At 69.4% G+C, this 16,270-nt stretch carries 13 protein-coding genes; 5 read left to right on the top strand and 8 right to left on the bottom strand.

The genetic code is table 11. The features are described from left to right. Window positions 1-103: 103 nt before the first annotated feature. The 4 genes from AC3WQZ_RS34005 to AC3WQZ_RS33990 all read right to left on the bottom strand — a co-directional run bounded on the left by AC3WQZ_RS34005 (window position 104) and on the right by AC3WQZ_RS33990 (window position 3,587). Window positions 104-577: a PRC-barrel domain-containing protein gene (locus AC3WQZ_RS34005; protein ID WP_010810663.1), complete on the bottom strand. Its 474-nt coding sequence runs from the start codon at window positions 575-577 to the stop codon at window positions 104-106. An 86-nt stretch (window positions 578-663) separates the two neighbouring features. Continuing rightward, window positions 664-1,038, bottom strand: coding sequence for a hypothetical protein (locus tag AC3WQZ_RS34000; RefSeq protein WP_010810664.1), 375 nt, complete (start codon window positions 1,036-1,038; stop codon window positions 664-666). Between the two features lie 201 nt (window positions 1,039-1,239). Continuing rightward, complete coding sequence (locus tag AC3WQZ_RS33995) at window positions 1,240-2,046, bottom strand: sensor histidine kinase (RefSeq protein WP_011617805.1); 807 nt, start codon at window positions 2,044-2,046, stop codon at window positions 1,240-1,242. Between the two features lie 140 nt (window positions 2,047-2,186). After that, on the bottom strand, window positions 2,187-3,587 hold the full coding sequence (locus AC3WQZ_RS33990) for a sigma-54-dependent transcriptional regulator (protein WP_010810666.1): 1,401 nt from the start codon (window positions 3,585-3,587) through the stop codon (window positions 2,187-2,189). Between the two features lie 356 nt (window positions 3,588-3,943). Between AC3WQZ_RS33990 and AC3WQZ_RS33985 the strand changes: the two genes are divergently transcribed. Next, window positions 3,944-5,005, top strand: a complete 1,062-nt coding sequence (locus AC3WQZ_RS33985) for a sigma-54 interaction domain-containing protein (RefSeq protein WP_011617806.1) — start codon at window positions 3,944-3,946, stop codon at window positions 5,003-5,005. Here the strand turns inward: AC3WQZ_RS33985 and AC3WQZ_RS33980 are convergent. Both AC3WQZ_RS33980 and AC3WQZ_RS33975 read right to left on the bottom strand, forming a co-directional pair. Beyond that, window positions 4,990-6,996 (bottom strand): hybrid sensor histidine kinase/response regulator, encoded by a 2,007-nt coding sequence (locus tag AC3WQZ_RS33980; RefSeq protein ID WP_492302032.1) that lies wholly within the window; start codon window positions 6,994-6,996, stop codon window positions 4,990-4,992. The two genes, AC3WQZ_RS33985 and AC3WQZ_RS33980, sit on opposite strands and share 16 nt — an antisense overlap. 158 nt (window positions 6,997-7,154) lie before the next feature. After that, a complete protein-coding gene (locus AC3WQZ_RS33975) occupies window positions 7,155-8,162 on the bottom strand; it encodes an SDR family oxidoreductase (protein WP_454750109.1) in 1,008 nt (335 codons plus the stop codon). A 253-nt stretch (window positions 8,163-8,415) separates the two neighbouring features. Between AC3WQZ_RS33975 and ligD the strand changes: the two genes are divergently transcribed. The 4 genes from ligD to ku all read left to right on the top strand — a co-directional run bounded on the left by ligD (window position 8,416) and on the right by ku (window position 15,235). Further along, window positions 8,416-11,148 (top strand): DNA ligase D, encoded by a 2,733-nt coding sequence (gene ligD, locus AC3WQZ_RS33970; RefSeq protein ID WP_492302030.1) that lies wholly within the window; start codon window positions 8,416-8,418, stop codon window positions 11,146-11,148. 141 nt (window positions 11,149-11,289) lie between these two features. Beyond that, window positions 11,290-11,685, top strand: a complete 396-nt coding sequence (locus tag AC3WQZ_RS33965; RefSeq protein ID WP_010810672.1) for a hypothetical protein — start codon at window positions 11,290-11,292, stop codon at window positions 11,683-11,685. A 306-nt stretch (window positions 11,686-11,991) separates the two neighbouring features. Next, the gene (locus AC3WQZ_RS33960) at window positions 11,992-14,001 is read left to right on the top strand and encodes a response regulator (protein WP_010810673.1); all 2,010 of its coding nucleotides are present in this window, start codon (window positions 11,992-11,994) and stop codon (window positions 13,999-14,001) included. A gap of 214 nt (window positions 14,002-14,215) precedes the next feature. After that, the gene (ku, locus tag AC3WQZ_RS33955) at window positions 14,216-15,235 is read left to right on the top strand and encodes a non-homologous end joining protein Ku (RefSeq protein WP_010810674.1); all 1,020 of its coding nucleotides are present in this window, start codon (window positions 14,216-14,218) and stop codon (window positions 15,233-15,235) included. Window positions 15,236-15,317: 82 nt separating this feature from the next. Here ku and AC3WQZ_RS33950 read toward each other — a convergent pair whose 3' ends face one another. Both AC3WQZ_RS33950 and AC3WQZ_RS33945 read right to left on the bottom strand, forming a co-directional pair. After that, window positions 15,318-15,758 carry a BON domain-containing protein gene (locus tag AC3WQZ_RS33950; RefSeq protein WP_010810675.1) on the bottom strand — a complete coding sequence of 147 codons (441 nt, stop codon included), beginning with the start codon at window positions 15,756-15,758 and terminating at the stop codon, window positions 15,318-15,320. 287 nt (window positions 15,759-16,045) lie between these two features. Beyond that, a partial coding sequence (locus tag AC3WQZ_RS33945; protein ID WP_492302028.1) for a hypothetical protein occupies window positions 16,046-16,270 on the bottom strand: 225 nt, incomplete at its 5' end.

Below are 16,270 nucleotides of genomic sequence, written 5' to 3'. Positions count from 1 at the left end.
ACAAAAAGTGACTCGCCGGCTACGCCGGCGAAACAGCCACGCCCGCCAAGGGCGACAAGCGACCGCATTGGCGCCAGCCTAAAGGGCCGTCGCCCAATCCCCATCACCTCCTCCTCTCATCCCAAGGGTCATACCGATCCGCCTCCCAATAAGGCGAAATCCCGTAATACTGGTGAATGCTGGTCGCCCACTGCGAATCCGCCATGCTGGGCCAGTGGTCCTTGTCAAACCCCGGCGCGGCCTTGAGCCGATCCCTTTCAACACCAAGCACAAAACACTTGCGCCGCGTATCGAGCGTGAGCGCCGACCACGGCAAGGCGAAGAGTTTTTCACCAATGCCAAGGAAGCCGCCCATGGCCAGCACCGCGTAGGCCACGCGCCCACCCAGCACGTCGATCATGATGTGGTCGATGGTGCCGATATCGTCGCCGGCGGGGTCAACCACCTTGTTGCCCTCGAGCGTGTCGGCTGCCATCACGAATGGGCCAGGGCCCGGGGAATCGCGGTCGATGCCGCCGACGATGGATGCGCCGTGCGGCGGCCGTTCTTCAGGGGGCTCAGGTTGGACTCGGGTCATGGCTATCTCCGTTTGGCGGGCCGCGGCGCGGGGCCCTGGGTAGAATCCCGCCGCGGCACCTGGACTCAGGGTTGCGGAAATGCGCTTCAGCGCTTGCTGGCCGACCCCTTGCGCTGGCCGGCCGGCTTGGCGCCCACGGGCTGCTCGTCACTGCCCCGTTTGAGCTTCCAGTCGACATCGTCGCGCGCGGTCTGCGTCTTCTTCTCGGCGTGCATGGCCGCGCTCGGCGAGATCGGGTCGCTGGCCGGGAACGTCATCTCCAGCGAGTCGTCCACGGCGGCCTGGTAGGTCTTGGCTTCCTTGCCCCGTTGCTTGTCGCCTGCGGCGGCCTTGCTGCCTGCGTGGGCCTTGCCCGCGGATGGCCCGCTCATGCGGGCAGCCAGGGACTTGTCGGATTTCGCGCCGGACGGCTTGTGAGCAACCTGCGCGGCCTTGTCGGATTTGCGGCTGGCTTTGGGCATGGTTGTACCCTCCTTGGTTGGGTCATTCATCCATGCAAGGCGCGGGCCAGAAACGGGAAAGGACAGGAGAGTGGCGGGGGAGCGGTGCGGGCGCTGCCGTGACGCCGCAGGTATGGCAAGTGCAACCAGGGCCGGCCGGCAAGCGCTACGCGTAGCGCACGCGACAGGCCGGTAAAAACTACATGAATGCGCGGCGCCGCTTCAGGCGCTCATGTGGCGCGGGAACCTGACGGCGATGCAAACCCTGATCCGGTCGTTATCGCAGCCATCGCTTTCCGCGCTCAGCGCCGCCCCGTGCATTTCGACCATGCGGCGCGTCAGCAGCAGCGCGCTGCTCTGCCGGGCCGGGGTCGCGCCGTCCGGCGCCGCCCGGCGCCCGAAGAAATCGGTCAGCGCGGTCAGCCGGCTGGCGCTGCGCTGCTGGTCCAGCGGCGGGCTCTCGGTAATGCGCAGCTTCACGTGATCCGGCTCGCTCAACACCTGCACGCCGACCGAGCCGCCGGCCGGCGCGCGCCAGATGCAATGCACCAGCAGGTGCCGCAGCAGCGGGGCCAGCCGCTCGGCGTCGCCATCGATCAGATAGGCTGCTTCCGACGAATCCGCCGCACCGTCAGTGGCGACCGGCGACAGCAGCACGCCACGGGCTTCGGCGGTGGGACGCCGGTCGGCAATGGCCTGGGCCGTGAGCGCCAGCAGGTCCAGGCGCTGCCAGCGCGGTGCGCTCTCGTCGGCCAGCAGCCGCACGGCCTCTTCCATCTCCTCGATCAGCGCCAGCTGCTGCTGCATGCCGAAGCGAATCCCGTCCAGCGCGCGCTGCGCGGGCGCCGGCATGGTATCGAAGGCACGGTCCAGCACGTAGGCCCAGCTCTGGATGGCGTTCAGCGACGAACGCAGGTCATGCGCCGATTGCTCGATCAGCGCGCTCACCTCTTGCACGCTGCGCACGGCGCCGGCCGGCGAGGAAAGCGGAGCGTCCGGCATCGCGGATTGCGGGGGGTGCTGCGTCATGTGCGGCTCGGCATTGGCACGTCCCCGGCCGGATTGGCCGGGTTGTATGCGTTGGAGGAAGCAAGAAACGTGCTGCACAGGGCGCTGCGGCTCACTGGCACGGGCCCGATCCCCGCTAACGCAGGCGCTGCCTCACGCCATCAGCCGGTAGCCGACGAACCGGTGTCGTTGCGCGAGGCGCGCAGCCACTCTGGCAATTCGCCGCGGGCGGCATAATCTTCCAGCCGGTTGTACAAAGTCTTCAGGCTGATGCCGAGGATCTCGGCCGCGTGCTTCTTCACCCCCGCGCATTGCTCCAGCGTGGCGAAGATCAGCTGCCGGTCGGCATCGGCAAGGGACATGCCCACCGGCACCGACACCACCGCCGCGCCCGGCGCCTGCGTGGCCGCGACCTGCAGCGGCACCTGCACCTCGGTGATGAGGTCGTCGTCGGACATGATGAAGGCGCGCTGCACGAAGTTGCGCAGCTCGCGCACATTGCCGGGCCAGGCGTGCAGGCGCAGGCTGTCCAGCACATTGGGCGCGAAGCGGCGCTGGGTGCCCTGCTCGGCATTGAGCTGGTCCAGCATCAGGTTGGCGATCTGGATCACGTCGTCGCCGCGCGCGCGCAGCGGCGGCAGTTCTACCGGGAACACGTTCAGCCTGTGGAACAGGTCCGCGCGCAGCTTGCCGTCGGCCACCGCATCTTCAGGGTTGCGGTTGGTGGCGGCCAGCACGCGCACATCGGCATGGCATTCGCGGTTGGTGCCCACGCGCATGAAGGTGCCGGTCTCCAGCACGCGCAGCAGCTTGACCTGCAGCTCGGCGGGCATCTCGGTGATCTCGTCCAGGAACAGAGTGCCGCCGTCGGCGCGCTCGAAATAGCCCTTGTGCTGGCGGTCCGCGCCGGTAAAGCTGCCGCGCTCGTGGCCGAACATCTCGCTTTCGATCAACGTGGGCGAGATCGCGCCGCAGTTGACCGCCAGGAACGGCTGCCGCCGCCGCGACGAGAGCTCGTGCACGGTCTGCGCGGCCAGTTCCTTGCCGGTGCCGCTTTCGCCGATCAGCAGTACCGTGGCTTCAGTCGGGGCCACGCGGGCAAGCTGGTCGTAGACCACCTGCATCACTTCGGAACTGCCCATCAGCCGGCCGAAACGGCCATAGCGGCGCAACTCGCCGCGCAGCGAATGGATCTCGGCGCGCAACTCGCCGGTGGTGGCCAGGCGCCTGAGCACGGTCTGCAGCCGCGCCACGTTGATGGGCTTGACCAGGTAATCGGTGGCACCGGCGCGCAGCGCTTCGACCGCGCTTTCCACACTGGCATAACCGGTCGTGAGGATCACTTCGACGCCCGAGGCGCCAACCTCGTCGAACAGCTCCATGCCGTTGCCGTCCGGCAGGCGCAGGTCCGCCACAATCGCCTCCGGCATGCGCCAGCCGATCTGCAGCCGTGCCTCGCGCAGGGTGCCCGCCGTGGCGGAGCTGAAGCCTTCCATGGCCACGATCTCGGCTAGCGCGGCACATGCGTTTTCGTCGTCATCGACAATCAGGATGTGGGGCATACGATCCGTCAGTGAGACCTATTGGAAACTTGGGCGAAATCCGCTGGCGCCTCCGTTCGCGGGCCACGGCGGTCACGCTGCCGGGCTCGGGCACGCCCGCCGCCACGCTCCATGCAAGGCGTGGCGCGACAGGCACAGGGGCGGCACGGGTTTCGACTGCGACATTGTCAGTCGGTTGCACAAGTCCACTGCGTAATGCCAGTCTAAGCGCGGGCAGGCACGGTCGTTGCCGGTGTCCGTCTGACACAGCTGTCGGATGTTTCCGCGCGGGCTCAGACACTTATGGCAAGCCCCTGCGCCAAAGGCTAGCATAGGAACTTCTCACGACAAGCCCGCCCCCGACCGAGGCCTTCATTGTGCCCGTGACCGCCAGCACATCGCGGCGCAGCAACGCCGCTCTCTCTGGGCAGCCCGCCAGCCACGCCGCCAGCACATCCGAGCCGGCGCGCGAGCCCGCGCCGCGCCGTGCCATACCCTCGCAGGTGTCGCTGCTGTGGGAAAGCGCGTCGCCCGCCATGCAACGCCTGCTGGCCCAGATCGAGCGCGTGGCGCCCACCGATGTCACCATGCTTGCGGTAGGCGAAAGCGGCTCCGGCAAGGAAGTGGTGGCGCGCGCGGTGCATGAGCGCAGCGCGCGCCGCAACGGCCCGTTCATTGCGGTCAACTGCGGGGCGATCCAGCCCACACTGATCGAGTCGGAACTGTTCGGCCACGAGAAAGGCGGCTTTACCGGCGCGATCGAGCAGAAGGCAGGCTACTTCGAGCAGGCCCATGGGGGCACGCTGTTTCTCGACGAAGTCACTGAAATGCCGCTCGAGATGCAGATCAAGTTGTTGCGGGTGCTGGAAGGCCGCACCTTCCACCGCGTCGGCGGCGACACGCCCATCGCCACCGACGTGCGCATCCTGGCAGCCACCAACCGCGACCCGGTCGAGGCAGCGCGTGCCGGCCAGTTGCGTGAAGACCTGCTGTACCGGCTGGCCGTGTTCCCGCTGCATATCCCGCCGCTGCGCGAGCGGCCCGACGATATCGTGCCGCTGGCACGCCACTTCCTGGCCGAGTACAACGCCATGGAGCGCACCGACAAGGCCTTCTCGGCCGCCTCGCTGGAGCGGCTGGTGCGCTATGACTGGCCGGGCAATGTGCGCGAGCTGAAGAACGCCGTCTACCGCGCCTTTATCCTGGCCGACAAGGTCGTGGAGATCGGCAACCCCAACCTGGCCACGCAGCCGCCGCGGCCCACCACGGTAGACGGCGTGGTCAGCGTGCGCGTCGGCACCACGCTGGCCGACACCCAGCGCGAAATCATCATGGCCACGCTGGCGCGCTTTGACGGCGACAAGCGCCAGGCCGCGCGCGCGCTCGGCATCAGCCTGAAGACGCTGTACAACCGGCTGGACGCCTACCGCTCCTTGTAAGGCAGCGGCGCGGCCAGCGCGCGCGACAGGGCCTCGATCGCCAGCGGCTTGGTCAGGTAGGCATGGAAGCCGGCCAGTTCGCTGCGCCGCTGGTCTTCGGCAGTGCAGCGCCCAGTCAGCGCCAGGAACTGCACCGCGCGCGGGGCGCACGCCTGGCGCAATGCCGGCAGGACTTCAAAGCCCGACATGTCGGGCATTTCCAGGTCGAGCAGCACGCAATCCGGGCGGAATTCGGCAACCAGGTCCAGTGCCTGCTGGCCGCCATGGGCGGCGCGCGCCTCATGGCCGAGCAGGCCCAGCAGCTCGGCCATGCTGTCAGCCGAATCGGCATTGTCGTCCACCACCAGCACGCGGCGCCGCGGCACCAGCCCTGGCGGCGGCGTGCCGGCCTCGCGGCGGCGGGCGCTGGCGCGCGGCAGGATCACGGTGAAGGTGCTGCCCTTGCCCGCGCCACCGCTGTCGGCCTGGATCGCGCCGCCGTGCGCTTCCACCACGGCCTTGGCCAGCGCCAGCCCGATGCCCAGGCCGCTGCGGCTGCCGGCGCCGGCCTCCTGCGCGAACAGGTCGAAGATGCGGTCCAGCGCCGCCGGCGCGAGACCCCGGCCGGTATCCGACACGGCGGTGATGACGCGCGCTGACTCCACGCTCACATGCACGCTGACGATACCGCCGCGCGGGGTGTACTTGACCGCATTGCTGAGCAGGTTCAGCAGCACCTGCCCCAGCCGCGCGGCGTCGGCGCGCACATAGGGCGAGCTTGCCGGCAGCGCCAACACGAGCCGCTGGCCGGCGGCTTCCAGCACCGGGCGGATTGCCTCGATGCTGGTGGTTACCACGTCGTTGTACGAGGTGGGCGTCAGCTCCATCTTCAGCTTGCCGGCGGTCACGCGGCCTACGTCGAGCAGGTCGTTCACCAGCCGCTCCAGCTGGTGCAGCTGGCGGTCGATGATCCCGGCGCAGCGGCGCACGCGCGTGTCGGCATCCGGGGTCAGCTCGATCACTTCGACTGCGTTGCGCACCGCCGCCAGGGGATTGCGTAGTTCATGCGCCAGGATGGCCAGGAACGATTGCAGCCGGCGGCTGCCGGCCTCCAGCATTTCCAGCCGCAGCGCATCGCTCAAGTCGCGCACGGTCCACAGCAGGCTGGTCGGGCAGCCGGCGGCGTCGCGCACCAGCACCATGCGCGTATGGCAACGCACCACCGAGCCGTCCTTGCGTGCCACGCGCTCTTCGCCGGCCCACTGGCCGCACGCGCGCGCGGCTTCCAGCGCCGCGCGGTCGCGCCCCGCGGCGGCATCCTGGCGGGAATAGAGCAGTGCCAGCGGCTGGCCGACGGCTTCGGCCTCGACGTAGCCGGCCAGCGCCTGCGCGCCGACGTTCCAGCTGCGGATGGTGCCGTCCAGGTCAAGTTCGCACACCGCGGTGCCGGGCAGGTTTTCAGCCAGCAGCCGCATCCGGGTATCGGCGAGCCGGGCATGCTCGGATGCAGCCTGCTGCACGGTAATGTCGCGGCACGACACGATAAAGCCGGCGGCCTGGCCTGCCGCGGACTCCACGGACGAGGCATCGCCATGCCTGGCCGCTACGTCCGGCCCGTCGGCAGCGCCAATGGCCCGCATGAGGCAGGACGCCTGCAGCAGGCTGCCGTCGCGCCGCACGCGCCAGCCCTGGTCGCGCGCGCTGCCTCCGAGTGCGGCCGCCTGCAGCCATTGCTGCGGCAGGCCGGCAGCGACATCGTCAGGACGATGCAGGCAGGAAAGGTGACGGCCGGTGATTTCCTCGGCGCTGTAGCCGAACACGCGCCGCGCGGCATCCGGCCACATCGCAATACACCCGTGCGCATCGGTCTCGAACACGGCGCAGTCTTCCACCGCGTCGAGCAGGCGCCGGTACTGTGCCGCCAGCAGGAGGCCGGCATCGTCCGCCAGGGTGCCGTCCGGCTCGCCGACGAGTGACGTACGGATGCCTTTTGCCGCATGCGGCTCGGACATGAGCATACCTTCTGTGTGATGGGGAAGACAGCAGGCCCCGTGCGCGGGCGGCCTGGCGCCGCCGTCCGGCGGAGGCCCGAATGCCCGCAACTGCGGGCATTCGAGTCAATGATAGGCGTTCGCGGCCCACGCGCCACCAATGTGCGCGGCACAGGACACTAGCGCTTGTGCCGCAACTGGTACACCGCGGCAACCGCGGCGGAGGCGCCCACCACCAGCGCAGTGGCCAGCATCGGGTGCCGCGCGGTGGTGGTGTAGGGGCAGGAGTGCAGCGCGTTGTGGCTGCCGCTGCGTTCCTGCAGGCCACTGCCGCTGCCATACAGCGCGTTGTCCTCGAGCGGACCCGCGGGGTGATGCGTCTGTTGCGCGCGGCCCATGAAGCGGCGCATGAAGCGGTCGAAGGTGTGCGGCGCGTGGTACGCCGCGGCCGAGAACGCCTTGGCGGCCGCACCGACGAAAAGCTCGCGGCGCGGGTTCGCGGCGGCAAACAGGATCGCGTCGGCCGCCAGCGCCGGGTCATACAGCGGCGGCGGCATGCGCGGCTCGACATCGAGGAAATTCTTGGCGTGCATCGCCAGCGGCGTTTCCAGTCCGGCAGGCTTGATCAGCGTCACGCTGACCGGCGCCTGCTCCTGCTCCAGTTCCAGCCGCAGCGAATCGGTAAAGCCCTTGATCGCGTGCTGCGAGGCCGCATAGGCGCTCTGCAGCGGCAGCGGGCCGTCCGCCGCCTCGCTGCCCATGTTAATGATGGCGCCGCCGTGCTCGCGCAGGTGCGCGGCCGCCGCCAGCGAGCCATGCACGGTGCCCCAGTAGTTGGTATCGAACAGCCGCCGCTGGTCTTCCAGCGGCACGTCGCAATGGCGGCCGAAGATGGTCACGCCGGCGTTGTTGATCCAGGTATCGAAGCCACCGAAGCGCTCGATCGCAGCCTGCGCCACCTTGCCAACCTCTTCATGCTTGCCGACATCGGCCACCACGGTGATGACTTCATTGCCATGCTCGCGCAGCTCTTCGGCCAGCTGGTGCAGCGAGCCCTCGCTGCGCGCCACCAGCACCAGCCGCGCACCCTGCTGCGCCGCCTTGCGCGCCGTCACCAGGCCCACGCCGCTGCTGGCACCGGTCAGGACGATGACCTGCGAGCCAATGTTCTTCAGGGTTGGTTTCATCGCCGCTTCTCCTCGGGGAGGCCCGGCACGGTGCCGGGCATGCCGCTGGGGAGTTGCAAGGAGCGTTCCTGTCCGGGGCGGCCCTGGCTGGCGGCGCCACGGCAGGCGGGCTGCCGCAGATTTACAACACCCGGTAAGAACCACATGGCGCGACGCGCATGGGGCTGCGGCCGGGCGCTGTAGGACGGGCGCCGATTTCAGCGGCGGCATGTGCTGCCTAAGCTGGATACATCCCACCTAACCGGCGACAGCAATGGCCAAGACCACGCGACCGACAGCGCCAAAGGATCCAGGCAAACGCCGCGCCGCGGCAAAAGGCGCCGGCAAGCCCACCGGCAAGCGCGCCAGCACGGCCCGCCCGGCGGCACGCGGCGCGCCAGCCGCCAAGGCCGCTCCCGCCGCGCTCGATAAATACCGCCGCATGCGCGACTTCGGCGCCACGCCTGAGCCCAGCGGCGCCGCGCGCACCCGCGGCAAGGTGCACAAGCGCGCCGGCGAGCTTTCCTTCGTGATCCAGAAGCACGCGGCGCGTCGGCTGCACTATGACTTTCGCCTCGAACTCGGCGGCGCGCTGAAAAGCTGGGCCGTGCCCAAGGGGCCGAGCCTGGACCCGGCCGACAAGCGCATGGCCATCCATGTCGAGGACCATCCGCTGGACTATGCCGGCTTCGAGGGCGTGATCCCCGCCGGCCACTATGGCGCCGGCACGGTCATCGTCTGGGACCGCGGCACCTGGTTGCCGGTAGGCGATGCCGAGGCCGGCTACCGCGCCGGCAAGCTGAAGTTCGAGCTGCGCGGTGAAAAGCTGCACGGTCACTGGACCCTGGTGCGCATGCACGGCAGCCGGCAGAAGGAGCAGGACGCCTGGCTGCTGATCAAGGAGCGCGACGAGACCGCCGTGCCGGCATCGGAGTTCGATGTGGTCGAGGCCTTGCCGGACAGCGTGCTGGGCGGCACGCAGCGCAAGCCCGCGGCAAAGCGCGCGAAGTCCGCGCAGCCGCCTGACGAAGCCGCACCAGATGCACACGGCACGGCGAAATCCATGAAGCCGCCGCGCGGCGCGCCGCGCGCGGCCTTGCCGCTGGCGCTGGCGCCGCAGCTGGCCACGCTGGTGGAGCAGCCTCCGTCCGACGCGCAGGCGTGGCGCTACGAGATCAAGTTCGACGGCTACCGGCTGCTGGCCCGCATCGACGGCAAGGATGTGCGCCTGTTCACGCGCCAGGGCAACGACTGGACCAGCAAGCTGCGTGCGCTGGCGCGCGACGTCGGCACCCTGGGCCTGCCCGATGGCTGGCTCGATGGCGAGATCGTGGTGCTCGGCAAGCATGGCGCGACCGACTTCCAGGCGCTGCAGAATGCCTTCGATACCGCGCGCGTCGAGGGCATCCAGTATTTCGTGTTCGACCTGCCCTACTTTGCCGGCCATGACCTGCGCAAGGTACCGCTGGTGGAGCGGCGCGCCCTGCTGCGCCGGATCTTCGCGCACAACACCTCGCCGCGCCTGCAGTTCAGCGAGGACTTCGAGGCCGGCCCTGCCGACATGCTCGAGGCAGCCTGCCGCATGAAGCTTGAAGGCGTGATCGGCAAGCGCGCCGACGCCGCCTATGTCAGCGCGCGCACCAGTACGTGGATCAAGCTGAAATGCACCTTGCGCCAGGAGTTCGTGGTGGCGGGCTTCACCGACCCGAAGGGCAGCCGCGCCGGCATCGGCTCGTTGCTGCTTGGCGTGCACGACAGCGGCGGGCGGCTGCGCTACGCGGGCAATGTCGGCACCGGCTTCGACGCGCGCACGCTGGGCGCGCTGCGCACGCAGCTGGACGCGTTGCGCGCCGATTCCGCGCCCTTTGAGAACGTGCCTGCAGGCGTAAAGGGGCACTGGGTGCGGCCAAAGCTGGTGGCCGAGGTCTCGTTCGGCAGCTGGACCCGCGAAGGCCGCGTGCGCCATGCCGTGTTCCACGGCCTGCGCACCGACAAGCCCGCGCGCGCGGTGTCGGTGGAGCGGCCGGCAACGCCGGCGGCCAACGGCAAGCCCGCGGCAACCACGGCAAAGCATGCCGGCACACGGCCGAAGGCCGCGGCAAAGCGCACCACCGCCGCCGGCGGCAAGGTCGCGATCAGCCATGCCGAGCGCGTCATCGACACAGCATCCGGCCTGACCAAGGGCGACCTGGTGCGCTACTACGAACGCGCCGCGCCGCTGATCCTGCCGCACCTGCGCGGGCGACCGATCGCGATGGTGCGCGCGCCATCGGGCGTGGGCGGCGAGCAGTTCTTCCAGCGGCATAGCGACACGCTGCGGGTGGACGGCCTCAACGTGCTCGATCCGGGCCTGTGGCCTGGGCATCCCGCGCTGCTGGAAATCGCGTCGGCCGAAGCCCTGGTGGCCGCGGCACAGCTCAATGTGGTGGAGTTCCACACCTGGAACGCCGGCAAGCGCAGCATCGAGCGCCCCAACCGCATCGTCTTCGACCTGGACCCGGGCGAAGGCGTGCCCTGGCCACAAATGCAGGAAGCCGCCGCGCTGATGAAGGCGCTGCTCGATGAACTCGGCCTCGCCAGCTTCCTGAAGACCAGTGGCGGCAAGGGGCTGCACGTGGTGGTGCCGATCACGCCGCGTGCCGGGTGGGACGAGGTGAAGGCGTTCGCGCATGACGCGGTGCGCCATGTCGCCGCCACCGTGCCGCAGCGCTTCGTGGCCAAGAGCGGTCCAAGCAACCGCGTTGGCAAGATTTTCATCGATTACTTGCGCAATGGCATAGGCGCCACCACGGTGGCGGCATTCTCGGCGCGGGCACGCCCGGGGCTGGGGGTATCGATGCCGGTGTGGTGGGAGGAACTCGATAGCCTGCAAGGCGCGGCGCAGTGGACCGTGGCCAATGCCGGCCCGAGGCTCGACGCCGTGGCGGCCGACGACCCATGGGCGGACTACGCCGAAACCCGGCAGGCGATCACGCGCGCCGCGGCGCGACTGGCACGCGCCCGATAGCCCCCCGTTCCCGCCGGAGATCCACAGCAGTCGCCAAGCGGCACATTTCTTGCCGCATCCCGGTCATGGCACACGGCCCGGCACCCCCGCCGCGTGCGCCACGTTGCACTGCTGCCAGTGCAGCGACGACATGGAGACGTGATGATGAGCCAACTCAGGATCGCCGCGAAGATTCGAGCCACCGCTGCCGCGCCACGCAACCGCCGCGCCTTGCGCCACCTGCTGGTTTCCTGCGCGATGCTGTCCTTCGCCGCCAGCCCGGTGCAGGCACGCCTGCCGGCACCGACGCCCGAGCAGCAGCAGGCCGCCGAAGCCAAGAAGTCCAAGGAAGCCGAAGCGGCCAAACAGCAGGCCGAGGCATTAAGCCGGGTCCAGGACCGGATCGCTGCGCGCTTTGGCAAGGGCGCCACCGGCGGCGGCACTACCGAGCCCGGCAAGATCCCGCAGAAAGCTGTCGAAGCAACCGGCTCAGCCGGACCGCACGGCGGCACCTCCCCCAGCGCCGAAGCGCATGGCGGCGAGGCGGCCCGCCGCTGAAGCGCGCCACGCATGGCCACGCGGTTGCCGCGCTGCGTGCCGGGCGACGCCTGCCCGGCACGCCTCTTGCCACTCTGCCAGCGCAACAGCCTGGCAAAGACCGCAGGCGTGCTGATGCATAAGGGGGAATGGCGATGGACGACATCTGTGCGCATGTAATACCTACAACCGGCGGCCGCGCCGGCGCGGCAAAGCTTGCAAGCGGGGCAGCGCGGCCGGCGCGGTTTTACACGGCGCCGCCGCGGACCATCCCGGGTCCTGAGCAAACCTCCGCGCGGGCGCGCAAGCGCCTGTCAGCGTGATGCCATGACGCCGCATGCCGCCAACCCGGCCCCGCTGATCCTGAATGTCGATGACCGCGAGGGGCCGCGCTACGTCAAGAGCCGCATCCTCCATCGCGGCGAGTATTCCGTGATCGAGGCCGCCACCGGCCATTCGGCGCTGTCGCTGGTGCGACAGCATGCGCCGGTGCTGGTGCTGCTGGCCGCACGCCTGCCCGATATCAGCGGGCTGGAAGTCTGCCGGCTGCTCAAAGCCGATCCACAGACCGCGCACACGCTGGTGCTGCTGACCTCGCCAGGGCTGGCGCAATCGCGCCAGCGCGTAGAGGCGCTGAACTGCGGCGCCGACGGCTACCTGGTCGAGCCTGCCGAACCGGAAGAGGTGTTGTCGAGCATCCAGGCGCTGCTGCGGCTGCGCGGGGCAGAGGACGCCTATCACCGCACCTCGCGGGCACTGCATGAGCATGAAGACATGTTCCGCCAGCTGGCCGAATCGCTGGCCGACGTGGTGTGGATCCTGGACCCGGCCGAGCCCCGCCTGCTGTTCGCCAGCCCCTCGCTCGCCACGTTGTGCGGCCATAAGCCCGAGCAGCTGACGCAAGAGCCGCGCCGCTGCCTGGAGCGCGTGGCGCCGGCCGACCGTGCGCGCGTGGAAGCGGCGTTCGCCAGCATGCTGGGCGACGGCAGGCTGGACATCGAGTTCCGCCTTGCGCGCCCGGACGGCGAGCTGCGCGATATCCGCGCGCGCGCGTTCCCGGTACGCGGCGCGGAAGGCCAGCCGGGCGACGACCGCACGCCGCCGTTGCGCATTGCCGGCACCTGCCAGGACGTGACGCTGCAAAACCGTGCCGGCCGCGCGCTGCATGACGAGGAACGGCGCAAGGACCAGTTCCTGGCGATGCTGGCGCATGAACTGCGCAATCCGCTGGCGCCGCTGCGCAGCGCCGCGGACCTGTTGCAGCAGCTCTCGCCCTCGCGCGAGGACATGTTCCGCGCGCGCGACATCATCGGCCGGCAGCTGCACCACCTGACCCGGCTGGTGGACGAGCTGCTCGACATCTCGCGCTTCAACCAGGGCCGCATCACGCTGCGCGAGGACCTGGTGGAACTGCGCACCGCGCTCAATACCGCGGTGGAAGCCGTGCGCCCCACGATGGACGCCTGCGGCCATACGCTGCGCCTGTCGCTGCCCGAGCAGCCCCTGCCGGTACGTGGCGACCTGGTGCGCCTGGCGCAGATCTTCAGCAACCTGCTGCAGAACGCCGCGGCCTACACGCCCGCCGGCGGCCAGATCGTCGTCGATGCCAGTCTCGAGGACGGCGCGGCGAACACCGCGCCCGATGCCGCGTCCGGCGCCCGCGTCACCGTGCGCGTGCGCGACAACGGCGCCGGCCTGTCCGAGGCACTGCAGCGGCAGCTGTTCGATCCGCTGGCCGCGCGCGACGACGGCACCCAGCCCGAACCGCCGCGCAGCGCGATCCAGCAGGACGGTCCCGGCATCGGCCTGACGCTGGTGCAAAAGCTGGTGCGGCTACATGGCGGCACCATCCGCGCCGACAGCCCCGGCCCCGGACAGGGCAGCACCTTCACCGTGACGCTGCCGGTGGAGCCGTGGCAGAAGTGGCACCCAGGCTCCGGCCGCACCGCGCCGCACCGCGGCGTGCCGCGCCGGATCATGGTGGTGGACGATAACCCTGACGCGCTCGAGGCCATGATGATGACGCTGCAGACACTTGGCCATACGGTGGTGACCGCCGCCGACGGCCCCAGCGCGCTGGCGCGCGCCACCGATGCCCGGCCGGAGGTGGTGCTGCTGGACCTGGGCATGCCCGCCATGGACGGCTTCGAGACCGCGCGCCGCCTGCGCGCGCTGCCCGAGATGCGCGGCGCCACGCTGGTGGCGCTGACCGGCTTCGGCCAGCCCGAGGACCGCCGCCGCGCGCTGGAAGCCGGCTTCGACCAGCACCTGGTCAAGCCAGCCGACCTGGACGCGCTGACACGGCTGCTGGATGCACTCAGCGCGGACCATTCCTAGCGCGATGCCGATGCCAGCCGCCGCTCCCATCCACCCTTGAACAAGGAAGCTCCGTGCATACCACGCCCGATCCCGACATCCCGCCGCGCAAGCCTGAAACCCCGCCGCCGGAACCTCCGCCGGGCCCGCCCGAACCAGTGGCAGACCCGCCTCCGGGCGATCTGCCGCCACCGCCGCCGCAACGTGCCCGTGCGGCTGGCAAAGGAGCCCTCACGTGTCACGCATCATCTGGAAAGGCGCCATAACCTTTGGCCTGGTCAATATCCCGGTAGTATTGCGGCCCGCGTCGCGCAGCCAGACGCTGGACCTTGACCTGCTGGACGTGCGCGACATGGCGCCGGTGGGCTACCAGCGCATCAACAAGAGCACCGGCAAGCCGGTCGACAAGGAGTATATCGTCAAGGGCTACCAGTACGCCAAGGACGAATACGTGCTGCTGAACGAGGAAGACTTCCGCCAGGCCAATGTCGAGGCCACGCAGACGGTGGATATCGTCAGCTTTGTCGACGCGCAGAGCATCCCGCCGTACTACTTCGACACGCCCTACTACCTCGAACCCGACAAGCGCGGCGAGCGCGGCTACGCGCTGCTGCACGAAACCATGCGCCGCACCGGGCGTGCCGCGCTGGCGCTGGTGGTGCTGCGCGCCCGTCAGCACCTGGCCGCGATGCTGGTGCACGGCGACGCGCTGGTGCTCAACACCATGCGCTTTGCCGACGAGGTGCTGCCCATCTCCGAACTGCGCCTGCCCAAGGCGACCACCGGCAAACCCACCGGCGCGCATGCGCGCGAGATCGAGATGGCCACCAAGCTGGTCGAAGACATGAGCGAAGACTGGGAGCCGGAACAGTACCGCGACAGCTATCGTGACGACCTGATGGCGCGCATCGAAGAAAAGATCGACTCCGGCAAGACCCACCAGCTGACCCCGCCTGCGGAAGAGGAAGAAGCGCCGCGCCAGGGCGCCAAGGTCATCGACATGGTGGCGCTGCTGCGCCAGAGCCTGGGCCAGCGCGGCAAGGAAGACAAGGAGGACGCCACGCCCGCGCGCCGCAAGGCCCCTGCGCGGCATGCCGCCGCCAGGAAGCAGCCCGCTGCCAAGCGGGCTGCGACCCCGCCTGCCAAGCGCGCCAGCACCGCCGCCAAGACCAAGCGTGCACCGGCCAAGCGCGAGTCGCACGCGCCGGCCGCGCGCAAGAGTTCAAGCACTACGCGCAGGAAGCACGCGGCTTAGGCAGGGGGGCCAAATTCCGATTGCGTTCTCCCTCTCCCACGCGCGGGAGAGGGAGCAAACCCTCAGCATCGGACAAACCCGCTTACCGCGATGACACCTTCAGGTTGTCATTGACCGACGTCACGCCCTCGACGCTGCGGATCGCGTCGAGCGCCAGGTCGTGCTGCTGCTGGCTCGGCACCGTGCCGCTCACGTCGACCGTGCCCTGCCTGGTTTTCACACGGATGCCGGTGGACTTGAGGTCCTTGGTCGTGAGCAGCTTGGTCTTGATCCTGGTGGTGATAGCACCGTCCTCGACGGCCCGCTTGGCCTTGTCGGCGCTCATGTCCGGGGCGGCGCCCCGGTCAGGGTCGGCACGGCCGGGCATGCCCGGCGCGGAATTGACGGGTGCCACAGGGGTATCGTCGGCCGCAACCAGGATCAGGCCGCTCTTGTCGAGCGCCAGCGCGCTACCGGCTACCGCCAGCGCCGCAGCAACACAGGCCATCCGCACGGTGCGCGCGGGAATTCGGGAAAAACGCATGGCTGCCTCCTTTTTCGGGTCACCAGCGCATCCGTTGCCGGACTTGCCTGGCACGCGGAACCACTGGTAAGGCATATTTCAGCAAGCTCCATACCTGCCGGGCAGGCCGCCCCAGGCGTCCGCGGCGGGGCCCACGGCGTGTAAATCGGGCCACCCGTTGTAAAAGCGCCCGCCGCGTGATGTGCTGCATCCCCCGTTACAGGCCGTTGCTGGCGGCACCCCGGTCCTTCCATCCTTGGCATGGCGATTGCGAAACAGGGGATGCGGCAGTTCGCCGCGTCAAGGAGCTAGCAATGGGACAGCAGCAACAGCCGGGTCAATCGCAGTCGGGCCAGAAGCCGCAGGAACAGAAGCAGCAGGAACAATCTGGCCAACGCGGCAGCCAGCAGCAGCCGGGACAACAACAAGGCGGCGGTCAGATGGGTAACCAGGACCGCAAGCAGGACCAACAGCAGCAGCAGGATCGCGGCAGCTCGCAACCGGGCCAGCAAAGCGGCCAGGGCGGGCAACAG

The organism is Cupriavidus sp. FW305-26 (assembly GCF_058787975.1).
This window is presented reverse-complemented; position numbering and strand designations above follow the sequence as displayed.

Excerpts from the sequence above, each read along its gene's own strand:
- AC3WQZ_RS33960 (WP_010810673.1), top strand. The coding sequence starts at position 11,992 with ATGACGCCGCATGCCGCCAACCCGGCCCCGCTGATCCTGAATGTCGAT.
- AC3WQZ_RS33990 (WP_010810666.1), bottom strand. The coding sequence starts at position 3,587 with ATGCCCCACATCCTGATTGTCGATGACGACGAAAACGCATGTGCCGCG.
- AC3WQZ_RS33995 (WP_011617805.1), bottom strand. The coding sequence starts at position 2,046 with ATGACGCAGCACCCCCCGCAATCCGCGATGCCGGACGCTCCGCTTTCC.
- AC3WQZ_RS33965 (WP_010810672.1), top strand. The coding sequence starts at position 11,290 with ATGATGAGCCAACTCAGGATCGCCGCGAAGATTCGAGCCACCGCTGCC.
- AC3WQZ_RS33950 (WP_010810675.1), bottom strand. The coding sequence starts at position 15,758 with ATGCGTTTTTCCCGAATTCCCGCGCGCACCGTGCGGATGGCCTGTGTT.
- ligD (WP_492302030.1), top strand. The coding sequence starts at position 8,416 with ATGGCCAAGACCACGCGACCGACAGCGCCAAAGGATCCAGGCAAACGC.
- AC3WQZ_RS33975 (WP_454750109.1), bottom strand. The coding sequence starts at position 8,162 with ATGAAACCAACCCTGAAGAACATTGGCTCGCAGGTCATCGTCCTGACC.
- AC3WQZ_RS34005 (WP_010810663.1), bottom strand. The coding sequence starts at position 577 with ATGACCCGAGTCCAACCTGAGCCCCCTGAAGAACGGCCGCCGCACGGC.
- AC3WQZ_RS33980 (WP_492302032.1), bottom strand. The coding sequence starts at position 6,996 with ATGTCCGAGCCGCATGCGGCAAAAGGCATCCGTACGTCACTCGTCGGC.
- AC3WQZ_RS34000 (WP_010810664.1), bottom strand. The coding sequence starts at position 1,038 with ATGCCCAAAGCCAGCCGCAAATCCGACAAGGCCGCGCAGGTTGCTCAC.